The following is a 22,200-nucleotide window of genomic DNA, read 5'->3' on the forward strand; positions in this document are numbered from 1 at the left end:
TCACCCCTATCTACAGTGCATTAGATTTTAAACGATTTTTGTAAACGTTCCAGCTTGCCGGACAAGCTACCGTCATAAAGGCGGTCGCCGATGCGTACTTGTACGCCTCCGAGCAGGCTTGGCTCAACGACTTGCTGTGCAATGATTGTTTTGCCGGTCAATTGTCCGAACTGCGCCGCTACCCCAGCAAGCTCGTCATCAGACAAAGCTTTGGCGGCATAAACCGTCGCATGCGCTTGACCAAGCGCATCTCCCGCTACCTTCGTGTAAGCTGCGTATACTTCAGCAATTGCACCTTGGCGTCTGCGAGTGATCAGAATTTGAATCGTATTAAGCACAAGCGCAGATACGCGATCACCGAATGCCGCTTTTAACACAGCAACCTTGCGTTCCGGATCAATGCTTGGCAGTGATAGAAACTTTTGAATGTCAGCGTTCTGCTCAAGAGCTTGCACGATCAGCTTAAGCTGCTCCTCTACCTCTGAAACAACCTGCTGCTTCTCAGCAATTTCGAACAGTGCTTTAGCGTAGCGCTTCGCTACGACTGCATCGCGGCTCATTTATTTCCAACTTCTTTCAAATATTGACCAACCAATTGCTCTTGCGATTTCTCATCCACTTGCTTCTCAATAATTTTCGACGCGATTTTCACGGAAATGCCGCCAACTTCTGTACGAAGAGCTGCAATTGCTTTGTTTTTCTCGCTTTCGATATCTTTGAGAGCATCGTCTTTCAGACGGGATGCTTCCGATTTCGCCGTTTGAACGATCTCTTCCGCTTGCTTCGAGCTTGTCGTTCTCGATTGCTCAATAATCTCATATGCTTCCTTGCGAGCTTGTTGGAGTGCCAACTTCTGCTCTTCCATTTGCTGATCGGCTGCTTTGCGGCTGTTTTCAGCTGTATTCATTTGCTCTAAAACAAGCTGCCTGCGCTTCTCCATTACATCGAATAACGGACCGAATGCATACTTATTAAGTAACCAGTACAATACGCCAAAGGCGACCATTGCGATTACTGTCGATTCCCAAATCCATGCCATTGATGCCACTCCTTTCTCACCACAATATTATCTCAATCATAACGAAGGCGAAGAGGGCTAAGGCCTTCCCCGCCAATTTCAGTTATTAGGCTTGGAAGAAAGCCAAGAAACCGATAACTACGCCGATGATAGGCACAACTTCAACGATACCTACACCGATAAACATTGTTGTTTGCAATTTACCTTGAAGTTCAGGCTGACGAGCGATACCTTCTACTGTTTTACTAACGATCATACCATTACCTACGCCCGCGCCAATCGCACCCAAACCTACTGCCAAAGCTGCTGCTAATAATTCCATTTTAAAAATCCTCCTCGAATATTGTTGTTTTTTGTTTGTATATCCAATCTCAGTATTCCTGTTTCAGAACCCGAGACTCAAAGCGATAATTAATGTTCTTCTTCGTGGATGGCAGCTTGTGAAATATAAACCATCGTAAGAATCGTGAACAAGAAAGCTTGGATACCTCCGACAAAGAGACTGAAGCCCTGCCATGCAACTAGGAACGGAGTACCGTACCAGCCCATCATCAGGATGGTTGCAATTAGCACTTCACCTGCGAAGATGTTAGCGAACAACCGAAGCGCAAGAGTAACTGGCTTAGCGATTGTTTCAAGCAAGTTAACTGGAAAGAAAATCGGAAACGGATGGAAGTAATGCTTCACGTAGTGCTTTCTATTCTGTTTCAAACCAAGGAAATGGATGATCACGAATACGATAAGCGCAAGCCCCGCAGTTACTGAAATGTCAGCCGTTGGTGATTTCCACCAAGCTAATTCCTTATGCTCTGCTATCATCTCTTCGGTAACTCCTAGTGAAGGAATCGCATGATGTGGTTCAGTCACGATACCGAATGGCAAGCCTAGCAAGTTGGAGACAAAGATGAACATAATAAGCGTCAGACCTAAAGACAAGAAAGGCTTAACACGGTTGAGCGGCATTGTACTTGCAATAAAGCTGTGTACAAATTCCACTACCCACTCCATGAAGTTCTGCATCTTCGAAGGGTTGTCCACCGAAAGGTTGCGAACAGCCAGCTTCGCGATCAAGAACGTCACAATGACTGATACCACAATTGCTATCAAGGTCGAAAGATCAATATTAAACGGCCCGAGTGGCATCACCGGAAATTCATGCATCTAAAATTTTCACCCCTTTCCGCTAAGATTGTCGTTTATTGTGGATATAAGCAGATACCAATAATACAAACGGCATGACCATACAGCCAGCTAAAGCAGCCGGCATGCTGAGATCCTCCGGAAAACGATAGGCGATCATGGCAACCAGCAGCACTGTCGCGATGCGGTTTCCTAGACCAAGACCTCTCTTGCGCGGTCCAATCCCTGCTGCTCCTAGGGTGACCATTTCTACTCTGCGCCTCAGTAAAAACGCATTCATGGAACTTGCTGCCAAGCCCACAAGAAGACCGAGTGACACCGTACGCCATTCCGGAAGGAAAGCCCATACAATAAGGCATACCACCATTGCATAAACAAGCGTACGTAACGCTGTCTTCATTATTTTATCCATCGGCTTCCTCCATAACCTTCTTAACAAGCAGAATGGCTGAGAGTAGTCCGACAGCCAGACCGACCAGTATGCCACCGAGCGACCATCCCTTTGCATCGCCGAAGCGGTTGCCGAGAGAAGAGCCGATCCAATAGCCTAAAAAGATACATACAGCGACTTGCACTCCGAGTGCGCCTACTAGTCCGGCCGCAAACAGCGGATTGTCCCTTCTGTCCTTTTTATTCATGGTTCATACCCCTGTCAATCCTCATTTATTTTATCCAAGCGGCAACACGTTTGTCAATTGAATTAAGTGCAAACTTTTGATGAAAAGATTACCCAAAACCCTTGATACATAAGGTGTTGCGACTTCCAAAAACCGTACAGTACTACTGTATGCTGTACATTCGCCTATCAAGCTATCGCTTCAGGTCAATCTATGAACGTTGTGTGAACGAATCCGGACGCTGCTTCAGCCTGCCAAAATGATGCAAAATTGCATCTACAATCCGTTCCGATGCATTGCCATCACCGTACGGATTAGCCGCTTGGCTCATCCGGCTGTACAACTGTGAATCCGTCAAAAGTGCGCGCGCACGACTGTACACAAGCTCCTCATCTGTACCTACCAGCTCAAGCGTTCCCGCTTCAATTCCCTCTGGGCGCTCTGTCGTATCACGCAGCACCAATGTCGGCACGCCGAAAGAAGGCGCTTCCTCCTGCAAGCCGCCGGAGTCCGTCATAATCATGTAAGCGTGTGGATAAAAGTTGTGGAATTCAAATACATCGAGCGGATCAATCAAGCGAATACGCGGATGATCGCCCAGTATTTCATTCGCAGGCTCACGAACGGCTGGATTAGGATGCACGGCATAAACGATAACAACATCTTCATGCTCATCCGCGATACGCTTAACAGCCCGGAAGATGTTGCGATGCGGCTCACCGAGCGCTTCCCTGCGATGTGCCGTCATTAGAATCATCCGTTTTCCCTTTGCCCAGTCGATCACCGGGTGCGAGAACGACTCATCTACCGTGTACTGAAATACGTCAGTAGCGGTGTTGCCAGTCACATAAATGGCAGCATCCGACTTGTTCTCTTTGCGCAAATTATTAGCCGACCATTCCGTCGGTGCAAAGTGCACATCAGATAGCACGCCGGCAAGCTGCCGATTCATTTCCTCCGGATAAGGAGAAAGCTTGTTCCATGTACGAAGTCCAGCTTCTACGTGACCTACCTGAATTTGCTTCAGAAACGCAGCGTAGCTTGCCAGGAACGTCGTCTGCGTATCGCCATGTACAAGCACAATATCAGGTTTGGCTTGCGCCAGCACGGGATCAAGGCCTTCCAGTACGCGTACGGTCGTTTCAGTAAGGGTCTGACGGTCCTTCATGACATTCAAATCGTAGTTCGGATGAATTTCGAAAAAATCGAGAACCTGGTCGAGCATCTGGCGATGCTGCGCGGTTACGCACACGATTGATTCAATCTCGTCCTCGCGCTTTTGCAGTTCGAGCACAAGCGGTGCCATCTTGACTGCCTCCGGACGCGTGCCGAATATAGTCATTACCTTCAGTTTAGACAAAAGCTACCACTCCTAATATAATATCATGGGCTTAGCGTTAATTTGTTCCGAACATACGGTCTCCGGCATCGCCCAGACCTGGCACAATGTAGCCCTTCTCGTTCAGACGCTCATCCAGAGCCGCAATATAAATATCAACATCAGGATGCGCTTCCTGTACCGCCTTCACGCCTTCTGGAGCAGCAATCAGACACATTAACTTAATTTGATCGCAATGATGGTTCTTCAAAGAGTTAATTGCTGCTATTGCGGAACCGCCAGTAGCGAGCATAGGATCAATAACAATGAGAAGACGGTTTGGAGCATCCGTCGGCAGATTGATATAATACTCCTTTGGTTGAAGCGTTTCATGATCGCGGGCCAAGCCGATATGACCGACCTTTGCCGATGGGATCAGCTTCAAAATGCCGTCAACCATGCCTAGACCGGCACGCAAAATAGGCACAAGCCCAAGCATTCTTCCGGAGACGATTTTCGCATCCGTCTCAGCGACAGGCGTTTGCACCTTGATCGTATCAAGCGGTATTTCTCTCGTTAGTTCGTAAGACATTAAAGTAGCGACTTCATCAACCAATTCCCGAAAATCTTTTGTATTCGTTTCTTTATTCCGAATAAAAGTCAGCTTATGCTGAATTAACGGATGGTCGCAAATGATTAGTTTGCTCATGGAGCGGTATTCCTCCCGTTTGTTGTTGTAGGCTTTGACACAATCCCGTATATTATAGCATTGTAAACTAGCCGTTGCATCTTGAGTTTTGCAAACTGCTCCAAATAAAAACAGCTGTCACCTACATTTTGCGAAAAAAGCTCTTATTCCAATAAATTTATTGATAATAACTATGAAAAAAACAATCCCCTCCTATATGCAAAAATAGGCTAATGCTCCTCTTTAAGGAAAACATCAGCCTCTTTAAAATGAAATTCCCGATTAACTGCTGCAGCCGCCTCCGCAGGAAGAGCCGCAGGATGAACCTCCGCTATCACCGCCTCCGCTGCCACAGGAGGAGTCGCCACCCCCACCACCATGTCCACCATCATTGTCTCTGCCGTCGTCAGACGAGCCACTGCAAGCATAGGTTGAATCACCGCTGCCATTGGCTTTGCGCTGCTCCTCGTTTTGCGCTTGGTCCATCTGCTGGGCAAAATCGTTTGGACTGGACACGGAATGAAAAATAAGCATTCCAGACAATAAGCCCACCGCACCCAAAGCAGGATCATAGCCGTTCCTTCGCTGACCGTAGCCCTCTTGATCTCTGCCTTTAGCCTCATCGAGCTGAGACTTTAAGCGATAAATCAAATGGTCAACCGTAGCGCTCAAATCTGCGTAACGAGTGAGAGCCTTACTGTTAAACCATTGAATTCGCAATGTATCGTCACTGAATTCCGCCAGCTCGAAGAGCTTTTGCGGAGACATGCTTGTACGGTAGAAAGCTCCCCAAATTCGGCCGCTTACTGGAACTTGCTGGAACAGCTCACCATACAGCCAGTCAAATAAAGCCCGCTCGCCCTCTGCAGGCTGTGCGTCTGGCGCATGAGGCGCGTGGTGGATCATTTCGCCACAAAAAGCTATGCAAAATTGTTCATATTCCCTTGTAAACATAAGCATTTCATGCCATACGGCATCCACCTGCCTGCTGTACATCGGTACGCTTCGCATGAGACTACACATCAGAAAATACCGCTTCAACTCAAACCATGTCCAGTTCCACTCTTTATCTGACATTCGAGGAGATTCCTTCAGTACCCGGTCCTTGACACGGCTCTCAAAGGCCAAGCTAAGCGACGCTTCCAGGCGCTCTGCCGCCGTTCTCGCAGGATGGCCATAAGGTATGCCAAGCGCAGATGGCAGCTCAGAATCCGGCCAAGGCGCAAACCTGTTCGTCCGGCCGTAGGAGCCCCTGCCCCTCCCGCCTGAATACCGATTCCCGCCAACTTCTCTCGATCTTATGAGCGAAATCACGATAACAAAAATTATGATTAAAACAAATACAACTATTGCAAATTGAGTCATCATGCCCTCCTATGCGTTTTCGTCTTACCCATATTTTAGCACAGCTTCTTTGATTAGGTTCAGGGTTCGAATAAAAGTTGGCTCTAAACGAATGTGATTTTTTCGTTACCCACATTTACGACTCAATTTATCCACATTTCCCCACAATATATCAACAGACTTATCCACAATTCATAAATTGTTAATATAAATTCTAATTTAAAAGGGCATGAAACAGCATTCACTATTATTTTGAGGATGAATTGTTGATAACCTTTTACTTTAATCTGATTCCCACTGCTCCTCCACATTCGTATTTCAACTGATTAAAATCACTTTAGATAAAGATAAGATTCAAGTGAACAACATGAAACTGAGAGGTCATTCTGTCCCTTGAGACTTTACTGTTACCTGCATCACTTTTCCATTTCCACTAACTTTTCTATTTATGTAATAACCTAAATTCACTTACCGAAACCACTGGATTAGTCTATTGAAGAAAAAAACACGGGGTAGTGGAGCCATGCTGAACTGACGGCTGTAAACACGCATGTGCTTTTACAGAGACTAACTAACTCGGATTTGTGCGCTGCAAGCACCTATATGTGCTTAACCCGCCACCAAAGCCTCCAACGGAAGCTGCCTGCGCAGCAGCAACAACAGCACTCACACAAAAAATCAGCAAAAAAGCAGAGCGAGGATGAGTCCTGCTGCTCCACCATTTTGCTGATTATTAACGATTATAACCACTCTAATAACATGCGCTGCTTATACAGATGCATAGTGACAAGCGGCGAAATGCCCTTTTCTTACTTCAAGCAGAGCCGGCTCGTCGACCTTGCACTTATTAGTCGCAATCGGACAACGCGTGTGGAACTGGCAGCCGCTCGGCGGATGGATTGGACTCGGCAGATCGCCAGTCAATACGATGCGCTCACGGTTAGCCTCTACCTCAGGATCAGGGATCGGAATAGCCGACAGCAGCGCTCTCGTGTAAGGATGAGCCGGCTTGTCGTAAAGCTCGCTGCTTTCGGCAAGCTCTACGATTTTGCCAAGATACATAACCGCCACGCGATCACTGATGTGCTTAACCATGGAAAGGTCATGCGCGATGAACAAGTAAGTCAGTCCAAGCTTACGCTGCAAGTCCTGCATCAAGTTCACAACTTGAGCTTGAATGGACACATCGAGTGCCGAGATCGGCTCATCTGCGATGATAAAGCGCGGGTCTACCGCCAGCGCGCGCGCGATCCCAATACGTTGACGCTGCCCGCCAGAGAACTCATGCGGATAACGTGTGGCATGATCCGGATTAAGGCCTACCACATCCAGCAATCCTTCCACCCGGTGCTTCCGCTCTTTCTTGCTCGCAACGAGCTTGTGGATATCAAGCGCCTCGCCGATGATGTCCATAACTGTCATACGCGGATTCAATGACGCGTACGGGTCCTGAAAAATCATTTGCATGTCTCGGCGCATAGCCTTGAGCTTGGAGCCCTCAAGCTTATAAATATCCTGCCCATCGAAGGTGACACCGCCACCGGTCGGCTCATACAGACGCATAATGGTGCGTCCAGCCGTCGATTTACCGCAGCCGGATTCACCAACAACACCGACCGTTTCCCCTTTTTGTATGGAGAAGGTAATGTCATTGACAGCCCGGAGAGTTTGTCCGCCTCCCAAGTTAAAAAACTTGCGCAGGTTGTTAATTTCTATTAACGGCGCACTCATACCGACACCTCCCGATTTGCATAAGGATGTGCGAGCCAGCATGCCGAGGCATGCGATTCATTGCCGTCTACGGGGAGAAGCTCAGGATCATTATCCACACAAACCCTCATCGCATCATCACAACGGGCACAGAAGCTGCAGCCTGCTGGAGGCTTAATCAAATCCGGCGGCATGCCATAGATCGGCACAAGCGGCTCGTCTTTTCTCTGATCTAGACGAGGAAGCGAGCGCAGCAGCCCTCTCGTATAAGGATGCTTCGGATTTTTGAAAATTTCCCACTTGGTTCCTGTCTCCACGACTTTACCTGCATACATGACAATGACACGGTCACACATATCCGCTACAACGCCTAAATCATGAGTAATAAGAATGATAGAAGTGCCAAGCTTTTGCTGCAAATCCTTCATGACCCGCATAATTTGCGCTTGAATCGTAACATCGAGCGCAGTCGTCGGCTCATCCGCGATGAGCAAAGACGGATTGCAGGCAAGCGCAATTGCGATCATCGCCCGTTGACGCATCCCTCCAGAGAACTGATGAGGATATTGGTTCACCCTCGAAGAGGCATTAGGAATACCAACCAGATTAAGCATCTCAATGGCACGCTCTGTCGCTTTGGCTCCATTAATTCCTTGGTGTTTGATTAAACCCTCCGTAATTTGCCGTCCAATGGTCAGGGTAGGATTAAGTGAGGTCATTGGATCTTGGAAGATCATGCCCATCTCTTTGCCGCGGATGTCCTCCATCTGTTTACCGGACAGCTTTAAAATTTCTTTGTCCTTGAACATAATCGATCCGCTGGTTTCTGCTGGAGGAGATGGAATCAAGCGCATAAGCGACTGGGCCGTTACGCTCTTGCCGCAGCCCGATTCCCCTACAATAGCGACTGCCTCCCCTTTATTAACGTGAAAATTTACGCCGCGAACCGCTTTAACCACGCCGCCGCGAACTTTAAAATTAACACGAAGGTCCTTTACTTCAAGTAACTTTTCCATCATGAACCACCTCCTACTTTTTCATTTTCGGATCTAGCGCATCCCTTAGACCATCGCCAAAAATATTAAAGCAAAGCATCGTAATGCTGATCACTGCTGCTGGGAAAATCATTCTCCATGGATAAAGCGTCCATGCCTTGATCGCGTCATTAATCATCGTACCTAGCGACGCAGCCGGCGATTGTACGCCCAAGCCGAGGAAGCTCAGAAACGCTTCAGCGAAAATGGCACTTGGCACCGTAAGCGTTAGCGTTACGATAATCGGCCCCATGGCATTAGGAATAAGATGCCGGAACAAAATCCGTGCAGTGCTGGCACCTAGCGCCTGTGCAGCCATGACATATTCCTGATTTTTGAGCTGCATGATCTGTCCTCGGACGATCCAGGCCATGCTGATCCAACCGGTTATACTTAGGGCAAGCACGATGGTAAACATACTTGGCTCCATAATAACGATCAATAAAATGATGATGAGCATGCTTGGAATCGAGTACAAAATTTCGCAAAAGCGGTTCAATATTTCATCGACACGCCCTCCGAAATAACCCATAATTCCGCCGATAATGACACCTAGCACCAAATCGGCAAGCGCCGCATATAAACCAACCTGCAGGGATATGCCTGCCCCCATCCAAGTTCTCGTAAACAAATCACGCCCAAGGTCATCCGTACCGAACCAATACGTTGCATTCGGCCCTAAATTTTTCTCTTTCAAGTGATTCGTTTGATAATCTTGCTCCGATATCATCGGTCCAAAAGCCGCAGCCAAGGATACGATGATTAGAATAATCAAGCTAAGCATCGCGATTTTATTGGAACTCAAGCGCAGCCAAGCATCTTTCCAAGCTGAAATACTTTCGCGGACAACGACTTCCGTATGTTTCTCGTCCTTGTTCAGCTTGTCAAACTGATCAGGCGTAAAGGTTTGCTCCTTCATCCTTTTCCGCCCCCTCTTGTCATCTTGATGCGCGGGTCTACGAAGCCGTAGGCAACGTCAGTCACGAAGCGCGCAGCCATCAGTATAATTCCATAAAATAAAGTAAGCCCCATGATGAGCGTATAGTCGCGGTTAGTTATGCTTTGTACGAAGTATTTGCCGATTCCGCCAATGCCGAAGATTTGTTCAACCACAACGGAACCCGTAATAATATTCGCGGTCATCGGGCCGATGTAGGTAACTACCGGCAATATCGCGTTGCGAAGCGCATGGCGAACGAGAATGATTCGTCCGCTCAAGCCTTTGGAACGAGCAGTCTTGATATAGTCAGCTGACAGAACCTCCAGCATCGTTGAACGCGTCAAGCGCGCAATAAAGGCCGCCGGAAGAAAGGACAAAGCAAGCACAGGCAGTATAAAATCAGTAGGGTCATTAAGTCCAGAAACGCTAAGCCAGCGCAGCTTGCTGCCAAAGACATATTGCAAAATCGATGCTGCAAGGAAATTGGGGATGGATACCCCAAGCACGGCAATGATAATCGTTACGCTATCGAGCCATTTACGGTGGTTAAGGGCTGCAATTATGCCCAAAATCAGACCCGCCGCAAGCGATACAATAACAGCAAATAAACCAATTTGCGCAGAATAAATAAAGCTTTCCTTGATGATGCGAGTGACAGACATATATTGCTGCTTCATGGACATGCCAAGATCGCCATGCAGCAAATTGTTGAGGTACATCAGGTATTGCTTCCACATCGGTTGGTCAAGTCCGTACATGGCAAAGAGGTGTTCTCTGATTTTCTCTGGAATGGCTTTTTCCCTAATAAAGGGATCGCCCGGGATGATTTTCATAAGAAAAAAAGTAGCCGAAGCTAGGACAAACAGCGACACAAACATAGACAGAAACTTCTTGGATACGTATTTAATCAACGCAATGGACACCTCCTTACAGAATATAAACAAGAAGAAGCGAGAAGAAACCAATTAGCGGAATCAATCAACAAGAAAGGGATATATGCGCACATCCCGCATATATCCCTCCCTTCAGATGCTTGAAGGTTGACTAGTTCGCTTGGTAATAACCTCTTGTGTAGTCAATGTCCCCTTTGTAATCCAAGAAGATATTTTTGAATCCTGGTTTAAGCATGTACGTGTTGCTGTAGTAGTAAATCGGCATGATTGGCATGTAGTCCATCAGAATTTTTTCTGCTTCTGTCATAGCCGCAATGCGCTCTGCTTGGTCTCCGCTTGTGTTTGCTTTTTTGATCAAAGCGTCATATTCAGGAGAAGCAAAGCCAGTATTGTTTTGACCGCCGTTCGTTACGAACATATCCATGTAAGTCATTGGATCGTTATAGTCCGCTCCCCAACCTGCGCGTGAAATTTGGTAGTTCATGGCTGTACGATTTTTCAATAGTACTGCGAACTCTTGGTTCTCGATACCTACTTCGATACCAAGGTTTTGACGCCACATTTCAACGATGGCTTCGGCAATTTTCTTATGGCCGTCACTTGTATTGAACGTCAAAGTCACTTTAGGGAATTTCGACAGCTTAAGCTCAGCCAAGCCTTCAGCTAGCAATGTTTTCGCTTCATCAACGTTCTCTGTGAAGAAATCATCCTTCACTTCGTTACGGTAGTCCTCTTTCAAACCGATAATGCCCGGTGGTACAAAACCGAACGAAGGAACTTCTCCGGCCATCGTTACACTTTCAACGATTGCTTCACGGTCAATCGCCATTGCAAGTGCTTTACGAACTTTTACGTTGTTGAAAGGAACTTCTTCTGTATTGAACTGGTAGTAGTATGAGCTTGCGATACCTTTGGTAACGAACTCATCTTTTTTCGATTCTCTAAGAACCGGAATTTGCTCAGACGGAATTTCGCCTGTCGGTTTACCTGTGTAATCAAGCTTGTCTGTCTCATAGTTAGCAAGCTCAGTAGCTGAATCGCTGATCATTGTAAAATCAACGCCCGTGAATTTAACTTGATCTTTGTCATAATAGTTGTCGTTCTTAGCTAGCTTGATGGATGTATTGTGCTGCCATTCGCTCATTTTGAAAGGACCGTTACCAATGATTGAAGCCGCATCTGCCGCCCAAGCTTCATTGTCCTTCACGGAAGAATGAACAGGGTTGTACACATAAAAAGATGTCAGGCTCAAGAAATAAGGGGTAGGCGAGTTCAACTTCACTTCAAGCGTTTGAGCATCAAGTGCTTTGATGCCTACAGCGTCCGCATTTGTTGTTTTGCCTTCGTTATAATCTTGTGCTCCAACGATGTAATAGAATTGGTAAGCGTAAGTTGAACCTGTAGCTGGATCAAGCGCGCGTTTCCAAGAGAATTCAAAGTCATTTGCAGTAACGGGGTCACCGTTGCTCCATTTTGCATCCTTGCGGATGGTAAACGTATATGTCAAACCGTCGTCTGATTTCACCCATGATTCTGCAGTTGCTGGGATCGATTCACCGTTTTCGTTTTTACGAGTCAAACCTTCATAAATACCTGTAGCAAGCGTACCTGATACGTTGTCTTCCATAAGTGCGGGGTCAAGAGTCGAAGGCTCCGAATGGATGTTCATGCGGAAAACTTTCCCTGCTGTAGACTCACCTGATGTCTCGCCGTTTGTTGTGCCGTTGTTCGTAGAACCGCTGTTGCCTGATTCAGGCTTCGGCGTACAACCTACCGCGACCATAGCAAGAATGAGCAACGCAGCAACAAAGGATAATGCAGACTTTCTTGTTCTCATTATAATCCTCCCGTTTTTTCTCTCTAATCGGTTCAATATGGGTCGACCCGCTCGTTCGATCTATATGCAAACGCCTAAGCACTCTTCCCATTCAAACATAGAGATTGAATTTATTAATATTTTTTTACTATACATCCATGTTAATTATTTATCAACAATATGTAAGCTGTAAATTTATGTATTAAATGACTTTAATCATCTATACTTTAGTACATTGACGCGTTTATTCGGTTAATTAATTTGTTACTTTAACGCTTCAAAGCGTTTATTCAGGTGTTTATTTTATTACTTTAACGCTTTGAAGCGTTTATACTAAATAATTATATTATTTAGTATGAATTCGTAAAAATCATGACAAAATATAATATACCAATACATACCATATAAATATTCGTTTTATAATGATACTTATGTTATAAAGACTGTTAAACACTCATTATCATTGCGTTTATTCAGTTTTCACATAATTGTAAGATTATTATAACGAGTAAGTAAGAAAGCGATTATCAACACTTTTTTAGTAAAAAATATACTTTATTTTTATTCCACTCCCCTTTTTCGCATAATCTTTTAACCTATTATTTTATAACGCTAAATGTTTTATGCATGGATATGAAAACAAAAAAAACCCATTCGACCATAACTGGCCGAATGGGTTTCATATTCTTAGAGCTTAAAATGATTAGTAAGTCATACCTGGGTAAAGCGGGTATTGCGCAGTAAGATCTCTTACCATACCGCGAGCTTTATCCAAAACGGCTTGATCTTGCGGGCTGTTAAGGACCAAAGCGATTACTTCTGCGATGACTTTCATTGCTTTCTCATCCATGCCGCGAGCCGTAGCTGCCGGTGTACCGATCCGTATGCCAGACGTTACAAACGGGCTAGTCGGGTCAAATGGAATAGCATTTTTGTTAACCGTAATACCTACTTCGTCAAGAACATGCTCAGCCACTTTACCTGTAATGTTCAGGCTGCGTGTATCAAGCAGCATCAAATGGTTGTCAGTTCCGCCGGATACGATGTTGAAGCCTTTAGCAACCAGCTCTTCGGAGAGAACTTTAGCGTTTTTGACTACTTGAGTCGCATATTGCTTGAATTCTGGTTGAAGCGCTTCGCCAAAAGCAACTGCTTTTGCTGCAATAATATGCATCAACGGACCGCCTTGCGAACCAGGGAATACAGCTTTGTCGATCGCTGCAGCCCATGGCTTGCGGCAAAGGATCATACCGCCGCGAGGTCCGCGAAGCGTTTTGTGCGTCGTTGTCGTTACGAAGTGTGCATGCGGCACTGGGCTTGGGTGAAGACCTGCAGCTACCAGACCAGCGATATGAGCCATATCCACCATGAACAATGCGCCTACGTCATTCGCAATTTTGCCAAGCGTTTCGAAATCGATCGTGCGCGGGTATGCACTTGCACCAGCTACGATCAAACGAGGACGGTGTTTGAAAGCAAGCTTTCTAACTTCTTCATAATCAATTGTGAAGGAATCTTCTTGCACGCCGTAAGCAACGAAATTGTAAAGCAAGCCGGATGCGTTAACCGGGCTTCCGTGGGTCAAGTGACCGCCATGAGCCAGGTTCATACCAAGTACGGTATCGCCAGGCTGAAGCGCTGCAAGGTATACCGCCATATTGGCTTGAGCGCCTGAGTGAGGCTGAACGTTCGCGTGTTCTGCTCCGAAAAGCTCTTTCGCACGGTTACGAGCAATATCTTCCACGATATCTACATGCTCACAGCCACCGTAGAAACGCTTGCTTGGATAGCCTTCCGCATATTTGTTCGTAAGCACGCTACCCATTGCTTCCAATACAGCTTCGCTAACGATATTCTCAGATGCGATAAGCTCGATGTTGTCGCGTTGACGGCCAAGCTCAAGGCCCAGTGCCTTTAGTACTTCCGGGTCTTGTTTGCGTAAGTTTTCCATTTCAATAATCCTCCTCAAAGTTAGAAAGCTTTTATTTTAATAATAAAGTAAGAATCCATTCTTAAAGGGCAATCGATCACTCGCATAATCCGGCAGATTGCTCCGGGGAAACGTTCGTTTCCAGCTCGTAAACCGCTCGCGAACCGCCAATGAGCTTCGGCCGCGTGATCGCCATCGTCACATGAGCCATGCCGATCGTACGAATCGACGGGCGGACGGGAACCGCTACCCGCTTCAAATGCATGCCGATGAACGTATCGCCGATATCGATCCCAGCAAACGCTTGTACAGTCTCGACCAAGCACGGTGATTCCAACTGCCGGTAAGCATATGCCGCCATAGAACCGCCTGCCTTGGGAACCGGAATCGCTCCAACGATATCAAGCCCCAGTTGCTCTGCTGCCGAACGCTCGATGACAAGAGCTCGGTTCAAATGCTCGCAGCATTGGAAGACCGGAATAAAACCCGCTTCCCTTCGAACCGTATCAATACCCGCGTAAATCTGTGCTGCTGTGTCCGTAGTTCCGGCAGTTCCGATGTGATGCCCTAGCACCTCACTAGTACTTACACCTATGACAAGCAGCTGACTCACCGCAATTTTTCCCGCCGCTACAAGCTCTCGAACAATCGTTTCTACCTGCTCTGTAATGACTCCAAGCTCTGCATGGTCATTATTGCTCATTGCGACCGCCTCCTGCTTAGGATTGGCTGATATATTGCTCTTCAATTTGCTTTACTTTATTCACTCTGCCAACATGGCGCTCTCCATTGGAGAACGGCGTTTCCAGCCAAATGCGAATAATTTCCAAAGCGACGCCTGGTCCAATTACGCGTTCACCGAGAGCCAATACATTCGTATCGTTGTGCTCGCGAGTAGCCTTCGCAGAAAACATATCATTAACGAGTGCGCAGCGGATACCGCGAACTTTATTCGCAGCAATCGACATTCCTATACCTGTACCGCAAATCAGGATACCGCGCTCTGCTTTGCCGCTCGTAACAAGGTCGCATACGGGCAACGCATAATCAGGATAATCAACGGATTGATCACAGCTGCAGCCTACATCTTCCACCTCATGACCGAGCGACAGAAGAAAAGGCACAACCTCATCCTTCAGGCGGTAGCCTGCATGATCGGCACCAATAGCAATTTTCAACGTAAAAGACCTCCTTCGAAATGTAACATTACAGTGCTAGTATACCTATTTTTGCAGAAAAAGACGAAAAAAGAGCATGACATGCTTATTAGCATGCTGCTCTTTGCCCAGGCGACCGGCCGTATAATCCGATGCTCCACCGTGGTTAGCCCACTTCCGTCGCCAGTTACATCGGAAACCATATATTGTCCTTTTATAATAGCCGAAGCCGCTAGAAAAATCAATCTCTATTGCTGGAAACAGCAGCGGAGTTATCTTTTCGCCAGCTTGTCCAAAAGCTTCACCAGAGCATCTTCAATTTCATTGGCGCTGCTGTCGTAAATCGAAAGCGAGCCTCCGAAGGGATCAACGATGTCGAAGCTTGGTATACGACGCTCCAGCTCAAGCAGCCGACTGCGTTCTGCCGAAGTGAGCTGCTGCCCAAGTGCTTGCTTCATATGAAGCTCCGAATAGAGGCGCTCCAGCTCTTCAATGTCAGCAAGCACGGCTGCATCTTGGTTAGCGAATTCCTTTAATGTATACGTTTTATCAACGGCTTCCGGATGCCATTGCAGCAATCCCCGCTTATGGTTCGCCGTCATCGTCAAGATGAGATCAGCCCAGCCAACCGCTTCACTTGTTAAAGCCAGTGAGGTGCTTTTATGATCAATGTCCCGTTTTCTAAGCGTTTCTACTGCATGAGACGATACAGGCAAGCCATCAATCGTCGAAATGCCCGCCGAGCGAACAGCCACTGTCATGCCTCTCAGAGCAGCCATCCGGCGGAGCATAGCTTCCGCCATTGGCGAGCGGCATGTATTGCCGGTACAAACAAATAAAATACGCTTCAAACTGCCCACTCCTCTTCTACCCTAGTCAATGCTGCCTACTCATCAAAAAATAAACAAAATGCCAAACACGAACAAGATTCCTCCGCCTATGGCCTCGCCATATTCGCCGAGATTCCCGCTTACCTTGCGCCCCAGCAGCAAGCCGCTTACCGACATCAGTCCGCCTAAAATACCGAACAGCAAAATCGTCATCCATAAGTTGGCCGAAAACATGCCAAGCGTAATGCCAACTGAAAACGAGTCGATACTGACGCTCAGCGATAGGACAAGCAGGCCCCATAACGATTTATGGTCGAACGATTGGACAGCCTCGCCGCGCAGTGAGCTATAAATCATGTGGCCGCCGAGCAGCACCAGCAGAATCCCAGCCGCGGTCGTAGCTACGTCGCCAAGCAAGCCACCCACATACTGACCGGTATAGATGCCGACAAGTGGCATCAGCACATGAAACAACGCAATGACGATGCCCAGCTTTAAAATATCTCGCAGCCGTATGCCCTTCAGCCCAATGCCAAGCCCCAATGAAAAGGCATCAAGCCCAAGTGCCACTGCTATAATGAACAGCGTCAAAAATTGCCCGGCCTGCATATGTGCTTCTACCACAGTCGATCTCCCCCATGTCCGCGCATAGTCTATATCCAACATATGCGGGCATAAGGACAAACATACTACTGATGATACAAGCTATTTTGTTAACATAAACCCATTAGTTGCCCTTGGTACGTGGCTTTTCGCTACAATCGAATGATTCGGTTACCAGCCGCTTTGGCCAGCCTGTTCATTAAGGCTGCGCCTATGCCATGCTCCTGGCAGCCTTCCGCCCATATCCGCTGCGCTCCCGCTCCGTCAAAATCACGCAAAGCCGCGTATAATCGATGGGCCGCAGCCTCAAGCTCGTCCTCGCTTCCCAAAGACAAAACCGAATCGGCCTTATAGCGTTCCATGCGTTCTTCAAAAGCGAGCACGCCTGTCCGCTCGCCGCGCTGCCATGCAGCTGCGACTCCTTTTTGTATATACGCCGCTACTGCCTCGGGGTCGCCACATATAAGCTCCAGCTCGCCTTTTGGCGCGTAGTGGGTATATTTCATGCCTGGAGAACGCGGAGCAAGCTCAGGCTCGCCTAATCCCGCATTATCGATCTGCGCAGCAGGCACGGCCTGCTGCAGCGCTTCGAGCGTAATCCCACCAGGCCGCAAGATGCGAACCGTTTGATCATCAACAAGCTCAACGACCGTCGACTCCAAACCAACGCCGGTTGGGCCGTCATCCACCACGCCATCAATGAGCCCTTCCAAATCCTCCAGCACATGCTGTGCCAGCGTTGGGCTTGGCCTGCCCGAGCGGTTCGCGCTTGGCGCCGCAACTGGACATTCCGCTTGGGCCAGCAGCGCAAGCGCTGTGCGATGATCAGGCATCCTAATCCCAACGGTAGATAAGCCCGCGGTTACGAGCGGAGAGAGTGCCTCTGGGCGGACAGGCAGCACGATCGTCAGCGGCCCCGGCCAGAAGTGATCCATCAGTTCCTCCGCCAGCTTTGGATAAGGCCTAACTAGTTCATCCAGCTGCCTCCTGCTCGCTATGTGTACGATGAGCGGATTATCTGACGGACGTCCCTTTGCCGTAAAGATCCGCTCGACAGCTGCCGTACTTCGTGCATCCGCGCCTAGGCCGTATACGGTCTCCGTAGGAAAAGCGATCAAGCCGCCTTCCCTAAGCGCAAGGGCAGCCTCGGAAAGCTCCATTCGAAGCTGCTTTTCTCCAGCCTGCTTTACTTCCCATATTTTTGTTATTGTCATCTATGCTTCAATCCTTGCTTGTATATGAAATCGTCCATTCATCCGCTATTATAGCACAAGCATCCGAAAACGAGCAGAAACGGCGGCCAACTCTTCATAAAATGAAGCCGGAGCCGCCGTTTCTTATGAAAATAATGATTTAATCCAAGATATAAATGATTTGATCATTTCCCAGAGGAAAAACTTCGCTTCCGGCGCTTCGCCATCCTGAGCTGCAGCTGCAGGCTCTGCTTGCTGCGGCGACGCTTTCTCCACTTCCGGTTCAGCTTTCACTGCTGCTGCCGTTTGTACCGAACCGTCCGATGCGGCTGCCGATGCCTCGCCGCTGCCGGCGTCAATGAAGCAAAGCGGCGGGAACAGCACGCACCACCAATTTTGACCGCCGCCCTCGCCAAGCGTAATCAGAAGCGCTTCATAATCGCCAGCTGGGTATACCTGGTCGCCATACATTTTCGTCGGGAAGGGTACCATGCCAAGCTCTGCTTTAGAGCCGTAGGCAAAACCGCGGCTCTCCAGCACCCTAGCTGTAATGCGTTCAATCTCCGGCATATTCGCAAGTATAGTCTGACGGGCTTCCTCAATCGTCTGAGGGCTGGTCACCCAGCTATCCATCGCTTTGACGATCTCATCGCGAACCAGGCGCTTAACCACCTGATCAACGGGATTGTCGGAATTGGCTAAAATACGAAGACGGATCGCTTCGGTAGGAATCTGGCCGCCAGCCACCGCCGCGTCCATTTGCTGGGCTTCCCAGCTCATAATCAACAAAATAAGGGCAAAAACAATAAAACCATATGATTTACGGTATACAAACCGATTTGTACGAACGGAATGGGAAGAAGGCGTTTTTGAAAGATTAGAATAGGAATGAAATGAATGATTGCTGGACATACACACAAGCCCCTCTCGTCGCACCCGTCAGTGCGTCTGCTTGCGTTCCGGAACGTATCTATCCGTCATTATGTCCAGCATCCCGATTATATAAACCTAGCAATCTACCTTTTTTCTAAACGAGACTGATGTATAATAGCTGCAATCTATTCCATTTTCAATTTGCCTATGAAGGACGGATGATGCCCAATGCGTTTTGAACAAACCTATACCACCTACAGGCCACTGCTCCACTCAATCGCTTATCGCATGCTCGGCTCGTTAAGCGAGGCCGAAGATCTCGTTCAGGATGTATTTGCCGACTATAGCCTTCTGGAAACGGGTATCATTCATAATGAAAAAGCCTATCTGGTTCGAATGGTGACCAACCGTTCCCTTAATGTCAGCCAATCCGCGCGCAAACGAAAAGAAGTGTATGTCGGAGAATGGCTGCCCGAGCCTGCCATGGGTTCTGCCGAGCTGGATCCCGCCGAGCTCTATGTCGAGCATGAATCGGTTTCATATGCGCTGCTTGTCATGCTGGAGAAGCTTTCCGCCATCGAGAGGGCCGTGTTCATACTCAGGGAGTCCCTACAGTATGACTACGCCGAAATTGCAGCTTGCCTGCAGTTAAAAGAACCGAATTGCCGGAAAATTTTTAGCAGGGCTAAGGATAAGCTGCATAAGGAGCGGAACAGGCTGCCTATTAACACGACAAAAGCTGAGCCGCTTGTCACGGCTTTCATCAATGCCACGGCATCAGGTAATTTCGATCGATTAGTTACCCTACTGACAGAAGAAGCGATTCTCGTCTCTGATGGCGGAGGCAAAGTGCGTGCTGCAATCTTTGCAATTATTAGTAAAGCACGCGTGCTGGCTTTCTTGGAGGGCGTTACAAAACGCAACTTTTTGGGCGATGGCCACCAATTCGCGGACATCAATGGACAAGCCGGCATTATCATCCGTCAGGACGGAAAAATCCAAAGCGTACTCAGCTTCCAGCTGGACGAATCGGAACAAAAAATTGAGCGAATTTTCGTCGTATTAAACCCGGATAAGCTGACCCACGTTAAGCTCGATTAAACAAGCGCGAACTTTTTTTGAAAAATTTTAAATTCTGCGTCACAACAGTTGGCCCTACTTTGTCTTAGCTATTGAAGGCAGGCAAGAAACCTGCAGAGCTATACAAATCGAATCATTGAGGAGAATGCAGAACATGACTACAAGAACGGTAATTGCCAAAGAGTTGCCTGCAGCATACCAAGCCATGATGGGATTGGAAAAATATTTGGGTACAACCAGCCTCGATAAATCACTGAAGGAGCTCATCAAAATTCGGGCTTCCCAAATCAATGGCTGTGCCTTCTGCATCAATATGCATGCCAAGGATGCACGGGCACTCGGTGAAACTGAGCAGCGGATTTACGCTTTGAGTGCATGGCGCGATACGAATTTCTTCACGCCGGCAGAGCGCGCGGCCCTCGCCTTGACGGAATCGATGACGCTCATCACCAAGGAGCATGTGCCCGATGCGATATATGATGAGGCTGCGCGCCATTTCGACAGCAAGCAGGTTGGTGAAATCATCATGGCCATCGTTACCATCAATGCTTGGAACCGCATTGCGATCAGCACGAACATGATGCCGGAGTAATTTCAGCCACTCACCTTGCAGCCCGTGACGGAGTAATGCTATTTGATTGCGGCAGGATTAAGGGAGTGCAATGAAAGCCATGAGATTTTTTGCACAAGAGTTGATGCTCGTTTGAAAATAGAGTGGTTTTGCATTAACCAAAGTTTAGCGGCAAAACGACCAAAAGATGCCCCCGGATATGAATTGAACTTAAGCCGACAAGAAGGACACTTTGATGAAAAGTGTACCTCTTGCGGGTTGCAGTTCGAAATTCTGTCGGGGGCATCCTTTTTGGGATAGAAACACTTCCTCAATGCTGCTGTGACTGCACCGCAATCACATGCCGTTCAATGCCTGCGTAATCGCTTATGATACGAATCTCATCCCAGTGACCCATTTCGCGCAGCATGTCAGCTACGATCCGGGGCTGGTGGATGCCAAGCTCGAAAGCGACGATGCGCGGCATTTGCGCGAGAAGCGGAAGCTGCTCGAGCATGCGGCGGTACGGGACCAGCCCGTCCGCTCCGCCCTCCAGCGCGAGATGCGGCTCAAAGTCGCGGACTTCGCGCTGCAGCCCTTCCATATCCGCCGCCGGTATGTAAGGCGGATTGGATACAAGCACGTCGATGCGCAGCACGTCGTGCGGCAGTTTGCACTGCTCATGCCCAGGTATGAAGGGCATGAGCAGGTCGCCCTGCGCGAACGCGATCCGGTCCGCCGCTCCATGGCGGGCCGCGTTCGCGCGGGCGACTGCCAGCGCGTCCGGCGACAGGTCGGACGCGCTCACGCGCCACGCGGGACGCTGCGCAGCTAGCGTCACGGCGATGGCGCCGCTGCCTGTGCCGACGTCGACGACCGTCGGCGGCCCGCTCGCGCGCGCGTTCGCCTGCTCGCCAGCCGCGGACGGCCAGAGCAGATCCGCCGCATCAAGCACGGCCTCCACAAGCAGCTCCGTCTCGGGACGCGGAATCAGCACCGCTGGCGATACCGCAAAGGGACGGCTGTAGAACCATTGCTCGCCGATCATGTATTGCACCGGCTCCCCCATCGCCTTCCTGCGCACAAGCTCCTCCCACTCGGATAGCTTATCCGAGGGAAATGGATCTTCTCCATCGCGCAGCAGCGCAGCCCGGTCGATATCGAGCAAATGCATAAGCATCAGCTCGGCATTGTTGCGCGGCTCTTGGACCGCTTGCTCCTTCAATAGCGACACAGCCCGCATACTGGCTTCACGAATGGTTAACGGCAGCGTAAACCAGGAACCGCCCTTCTTTTGATTCATTGCGCAACCTCCTCTTTCCCTATCGTCTATCTTAGCGCTATGCAAATGGAATTTACCCTTTTAATATCGTAGTAGCTGTATTTGTTACTATTGCATCCCTAGTCAAAATAAAACGCCGGACCGCTGTTTGCTTGTCGTAAGCATCCAGCGATCCAGCGCCATA

24 protein-coding genes and 1 riboswitch are annotated in these 22,200 nt (G+C 48.4%); of the genes, 2 read left to right on the plus strand and 22 right to left on the minus strand.

From position 1 onward, the window contains the following. Positions 1 to 20: 20 nt before the first annotated feature. The 21 genes from E0496_RS35155 to spoIIR all read right to left on the minus strand — a co-directional run bounded on the left by E0496_RS35155 (position 21) and on the right by spoIIR (position 19,143). Entirely contained in the window at positions 21 to 560 is a 540-nt protein-coding gene (locus E0496_RS35155) for a F0F1 ATP synthase subunit delta (RefSeq protein WP_141506529.1), read from the minus strand. Further along, positions 557 to 1,039 (minus strand): F0F1 ATP synthase subunit B, encoded by a 483-nt coding sequence (gene atpF, locus E0496_RS35160; protein WP_141506530.1) that lies wholly within the window; start codon positions 1,037 to 1,039, stop codon positions 557 to 559. Before atpF ends, E0496_RS35155 begins: the two co-directional genes overlap by 4 nt. A gap of 85 nt (positions 1,040 to 1,124) precedes the next feature. Next, positions 1,125 to 1,340: a F0F1 ATP synthase subunit C gene (atpE, locus tag E0496_RS35165; RefSeq protein WP_054025462.1), complete on the minus strand. Its 216-nt coding sequence runs from the start codon at positions 1,338 to 1,340 to the stop codon at positions 1,125 to 1,127. Between the two features lie 89 nt (positions 1,341 to 1,429). Further along, complete coding sequence (atpB, locus tag E0496_RS35170) at positions 1,430 to 2,179, minus strand: F0F1 ATP synthase subunit A (protein ID WP_141506531.1); 750 nt, start codon at positions 2,177 to 2,179, stop codon at positions 1,430 to 1,432. A gap of 22 nt (positions 2,180 to 2,201) precedes the next feature. Beyond that, the gene (locus E0496_RS35175; protein WP_206669946.1) at positions 2,202 to 2,558 is read right to left on the minus strand and encodes an ATP synthase subunit I; all 357 of its coding nucleotides are present in this window, start codon (positions 2,556 to 2,558) and stop codon (positions 2,202 to 2,204) included. A 4-nt stretch (positions 2,559 to 2,562) separates the two neighbouring features. After that, positions 2,563 to 2,796 carry an AtpZ/AtpI family protein gene (locus tag E0496_RS35180; RefSeq protein WP_141506533.1) on the minus strand — a complete coding sequence of 78 codons (234 nt, stop codon included), beginning with the start codon at positions 2,794 to 2,796 and terminating at the stop codon, positions 2,563 to 2,565. A 190-nt stretch (positions 2,797 to 2,986) separates the two neighbouring features. Beyond that, complete coding sequence (wecB, locus tag E0496_RS35185) at positions 2,987 to 4,135, minus strand: non-hydrolyzing UDP-N-acetylglucosamine 2-epimerase (protein WP_139996899.1); 1,149 nt, start codon at positions 4,133 to 4,135, stop codon at positions 2,987 to 2,989. A gap of 37 nt (positions 4,136 to 4,172) precedes the next feature. After that, on the minus strand, positions 4,173 to 4,802 hold the full coding sequence (gene upp / locus E0496_RS35190) for a uracil phosphoribosyltransferase (RefSeq protein ID WP_141506534.1): 630 nt from the start codon (positions 4,800 to 4,802) through the stop codon (positions 4,173 to 4,175). 261 nt (positions 4,803 to 5,063) lie between these two features. After that, positions 5,064 to 6,146, minus strand: a complete 1,083-nt coding sequence (locus E0496_RS35195) for a glycine-rich domain-containing protein (RefSeq protein ID WP_206669947.1) — start codon at positions 6,144 to 6,146, stop codon at positions 5,064 to 5,066. Positions 6,147 to 6,893: 747 nt separating this feature from the next. Beyond that, the gene (locus E0496_RS35200) at positions 6,894 to 7,856 is read right to left on the minus strand and encodes an ABC transporter ATP-binding protein (protein ID WP_141506536.1); all 963 of its coding nucleotides are present in this window, start codon (positions 7,854 to 7,856) and stop codon (positions 6,894 to 6,896) included. Further along, positions 7,853 to 8,851, minus strand: coding sequence for an ABC transporter ATP-binding protein (locus E0496_RS35205; protein ID WP_139997020.1), 999 nt, complete (start codon positions 8,849 to 8,851; stop codon positions 7,853 to 7,855). The genes E0496_RS35200 and E0496_RS35205 overlap by 4 nt, the downstream gene beginning before the upstream one ends. 13 nt (positions 8,852 to 8,864) lie before the next feature. After that, positions 8,865 to 9,788 (minus strand): ABC transporter permease, encoded by a 924-nt coding sequence (locus tag E0496_RS35210; protein ID WP_141506537.1) that lies wholly within the window; start codon positions 9,786 to 9,788, stop codon positions 8,865 to 8,867. Beyond that, entirely contained in the window at positions 9,785 to 10,720 is a 936-nt protein-coding gene (locus tag E0496_RS35215) for an ABC transporter permease (RefSeq protein ID WP_139996894.1), read from the minus strand. The genes E0496_RS35210 and E0496_RS35215 overlap by 4 nt, the downstream gene beginning before the upstream one ends. A gap of 133 nt (positions 10,721 to 10,853) precedes the next feature. Next, entirely contained in the window at positions 10,854 to 12,539 is a 1,686-nt protein-coding gene (locus tag E0496_RS35220) for a peptide ABC transporter substrate-binding protein (protein WP_141506538.1), read from the minus strand. A 682-nt stretch (positions 12,540 to 13,221) separates the two neighbouring features. Next, entirely contained in the window at positions 13,222 to 14,469 is a 1,248-nt protein-coding gene (locus E0496_RS35225) for a serine hydroxymethyltransferase (RefSeq protein WP_141506539.1), read from the minus strand. A gap of 76 nt (positions 14,470 to 14,545) precedes the next feature. After that, positions 14,546 to 15,151, minus strand: coding sequence for a TIGR01440 family protein (locus E0496_RS35230; RefSeq protein ID WP_141506540.1), 606 nt, complete (start codon positions 15,149 to 15,151; stop codon positions 14,546 to 14,548). Between the two features lie 16 nt (positions 15,152 to 15,167). Beyond that, complete coding sequence (gene rpiB, locus E0496_RS35235; RefSeq protein WP_139996890.1) at positions 15,168 to 15,626, minus strand: ribose 5-phosphate isomerase B; 459 nt, start codon at positions 15,624 to 15,626, stop codon at positions 15,168 to 15,170. Positions 15,627 to 15,724: 98 nt separating this feature from the next. Further along, positions 15,725 to 15,806, minus strand: a riboswitch (ZMP/ZTP riboswitch). A 71-nt stretch (positions 15,807 to 15,877) separates the two neighbouring features. Continuing rightward, positions 15,878 to 16,456 carry a low molecular weight protein arginine phosphatase gene (locus E0496_RS35240; RefSeq protein WP_141506541.1) on the minus strand — a complete coding sequence of 193 codons (579 nt, stop codon included), beginning with the start codon at positions 16,454 to 16,456 and terminating at the stop codon, positions 15,878 to 15,880. Positions 16,457 to 16,498: 42 nt separating this feature from the next. Beyond that, positions 16,499 to 17,101: a manganese efflux pump MntP gene (locus E0496_RS35245; RefSeq protein ID WP_421924853.1), complete on the minus strand. Its 603-nt coding sequence runs from the start codon at positions 17,099 to 17,101 to the stop codon at positions 16,499 to 16,501. 89 nt (positions 17,102 to 17,190) lie between these two features. Continuing rightward, on the minus strand, positions 17,191 to 18,252 hold the full coding sequence (locus E0496_RS35250) for an L-threonylcarbamoyladenylate synthase (RefSeq protein ID WP_141506542.1): 1,062 nt from the start codon (positions 18,250 to 18,252) through the stop codon (positions 17,191 to 17,193). Positions 18,253 to 18,375: 123 nt separating this feature from the next. Beyond that, positions 18,376 to 19,143 carry a stage II sporulation protein R gene (gene spoIIR, locus E0496_RS35255; RefSeq protein ID WP_141506543.1) on the minus strand — a complete coding sequence of 256 codons (768 nt, stop codon included), beginning with the start codon at positions 19,141 to 19,143 and terminating at the stop codon, positions 18,376 to 18,378. Positions 19,144 to 19,332: 189 nt separating this feature from the next. On the opposite strand from spoIIR, the gene E0496_RS35260 reads away from it, so the two are divergent. Further along, entirely contained in the window at positions 19,333 to 20,205 is an 873-nt protein-coding gene (locus tag E0496_RS35260) for an RNA polymerase sigma-70 factor (protein WP_141506544.1), read from the plus strand. Positions 20,206 to 20,338: 133 nt separating this feature from the next. Then, positions 20,339 to 20,776 (plus strand): carboxymuconolactone decarboxylase family protein, encoded by a 438-nt coding sequence (locus tag E0496_RS35265; RefSeq protein WP_141506545.1) that lies wholly within the window; start codon positions 20,339 to 20,341, stop codon positions 20,774 to 20,776. Between the two features lie 289 nt (positions 20,777 to 21,065). On the opposite strand, the gene prmC is transcribed toward E0496_RS35265, so the two are convergent. Next, on the minus strand, positions 21,066 to 22,037 hold the full coding sequence (prmC, locus tag E0496_RS35270) for a peptide chain release factor N(5)-glutamine methyltransferase (protein ID WP_141506546.1): 972 nt from the start codon (positions 22,035 to 22,037) through the stop codon (positions 21,066 to 21,068). Between the last annotated feature and the right edge of the window lie 163 nt (positions 22,038 to 22,200).

This window comes from Paenibacillus luteus (assembly GCF_006542765.1).
GTDB lineage: Bacteria > Bacillota > Bacilli > Paenibacillales > Paenibacillaceae > Pristimantibacillus > Pristimantibacillus luteus.

What these genes read in the sequence shown, in the direction of transcription:
- E0496_RS35250 (WP_141506542.1), bottom strand. Translation starts at nt 18,252, where the DNA reads ATGACAATAACAAAAATATGGGAAGTAAAGCAGGCTGGAGAAAAGCAG.
- spoIIR (WP_141506543.1), bottom strand. Translation starts at nt 19,143, where the DNA reads ATGTCCAGCAATCATTCATTTCATTCCTATTCTAATCTTTCAAAAACG.
- E0496_RS35220 (WP_141506538.1), bottom strand. Translation starts at nt 12,539, where the DNA reads ATGAGAACAAGAAAGTCTGCATTATCCTTTGTTGCTGCGTTGCTCATT.
- prmC (WP_141506546.1), bottom strand. Translation starts at nt 22,037, where the DNA reads ATGAATCAAAAGAAGGGCGGTTCCTGGTTTACGCTGCCGTTAACCATT.
- E0496_RS35260 (WP_141506544.1), top strand. Translation starts at nt 19,333, where the DNA reads ATGCGTTTTGAACAAACCTATACCACCTACAGGCCACTGCTCCACTCA.
- E0496_RS35175 (WP_206669946.1), bottom strand. Translation starts at nt 2,558, where the DNA reads ATGAAGACAGCGTTACGTACGCTTGTTTATGCAATGGTGGTATGCCTT.
- E0496_RS35155 (WP_141506529.1), bottom strand. Translation starts at nt 560, where the DNA reads ATGAGCCGCGATGCAGTCGTAGCGAAGCGCTACGCTAAAGCACTGTTC.
- atpE (WP_054025462.1), bottom strand. Translation starts at nt 1,340, where the DNA reads ATGGAATTATTAGCAGCAGCTTTGGCAGTAGGTTTGGGTGCGATTGGC.
- atpF (WP_141506530.1), bottom strand. Translation starts at nt 1,039, where the DNA reads ATGGCATGGATTTGGGAATCGACAGTAATCGCAATGGTCGCCTTTGGC.
- E0496_RS35200 (WP_141506536.1), bottom strand. Translation starts at nt 7,856, where the DNA reads ATGAGTGCGCCGTTAATAGAAATTAACAACCTGCGCAAGTTTTTTAAC.
- E0496_RS35265 (WP_141506545.1), top strand. Translation starts at nt 20,339, where the DNA reads ATGACTACAAGAACGGTAATTGCCAAAGAGTTGCCTGCAGCATACCAA.
- E0496_RS35180 (WP_141506533.1), bottom strand. Translation starts at nt 2,796, where the DNA reads ATGAATAAAAAGGACAGAAGGGACAATCCGCTGTTTGCGGCCGGACTA.
- E0496_RS35205 (WP_139997020.1), bottom strand. Translation starts at nt 8,851, where the DNA reads ATGGAAAAGTTACTTGAAGTAAAGGACCTTCGTGTTAATTTTAAAGTT.
- upp (WP_141506534.1), bottom strand. Translation starts at nt 4,802, where the DNA reads ATGAGCAAACTAATCATTTGCGACCATCCGTTAATTCAGCATAAGCTG.
- E0496_RS35195 (WP_206669947.1), bottom strand. Translation starts at nt 6,146, where the DNA reads ATGACTCAATTTGCAATAGTTGTATTTGTTTTAATCATAATTTTTGTT.
- atpB (WP_141506531.1), bottom strand. Translation starts at nt 2,179, where the DNA reads ATGCATGAATTTCCGGTGATGCCACTCGGGCCGTTTAATATTGATCTT.
- E0496_RS35245 (WP_421924853.1), bottom strand. Translation starts at nt 17,101, where the DNA reads ATGTTGGATATAGACTATGCGCGGACATGGGGGAGATCGACTGTGGTA.
- E0496_RS35230 (WP_141506540.1), bottom strand. Translation starts at nt 15,151, where the DNA reads ATGAGCAATAATGACCATGCAGAGCTTGGAGTCATTACAGAGCAGGTA.
- E0496_RS35210 (WP_141506537.1), bottom strand. Translation starts at nt 9,788, where the DNA reads ATGAAGGAGCAAACCTTTACGCCTGATCAGTTTGACAAGCTGAACAAG.
- E0496_RS35225 (WP_141506539.1), bottom strand. Translation starts at nt 14,469, where the DNA reads ATGGAAAACTTACGCAAACAAGACCCGGAAGTACTAAAGGCACTGGGC.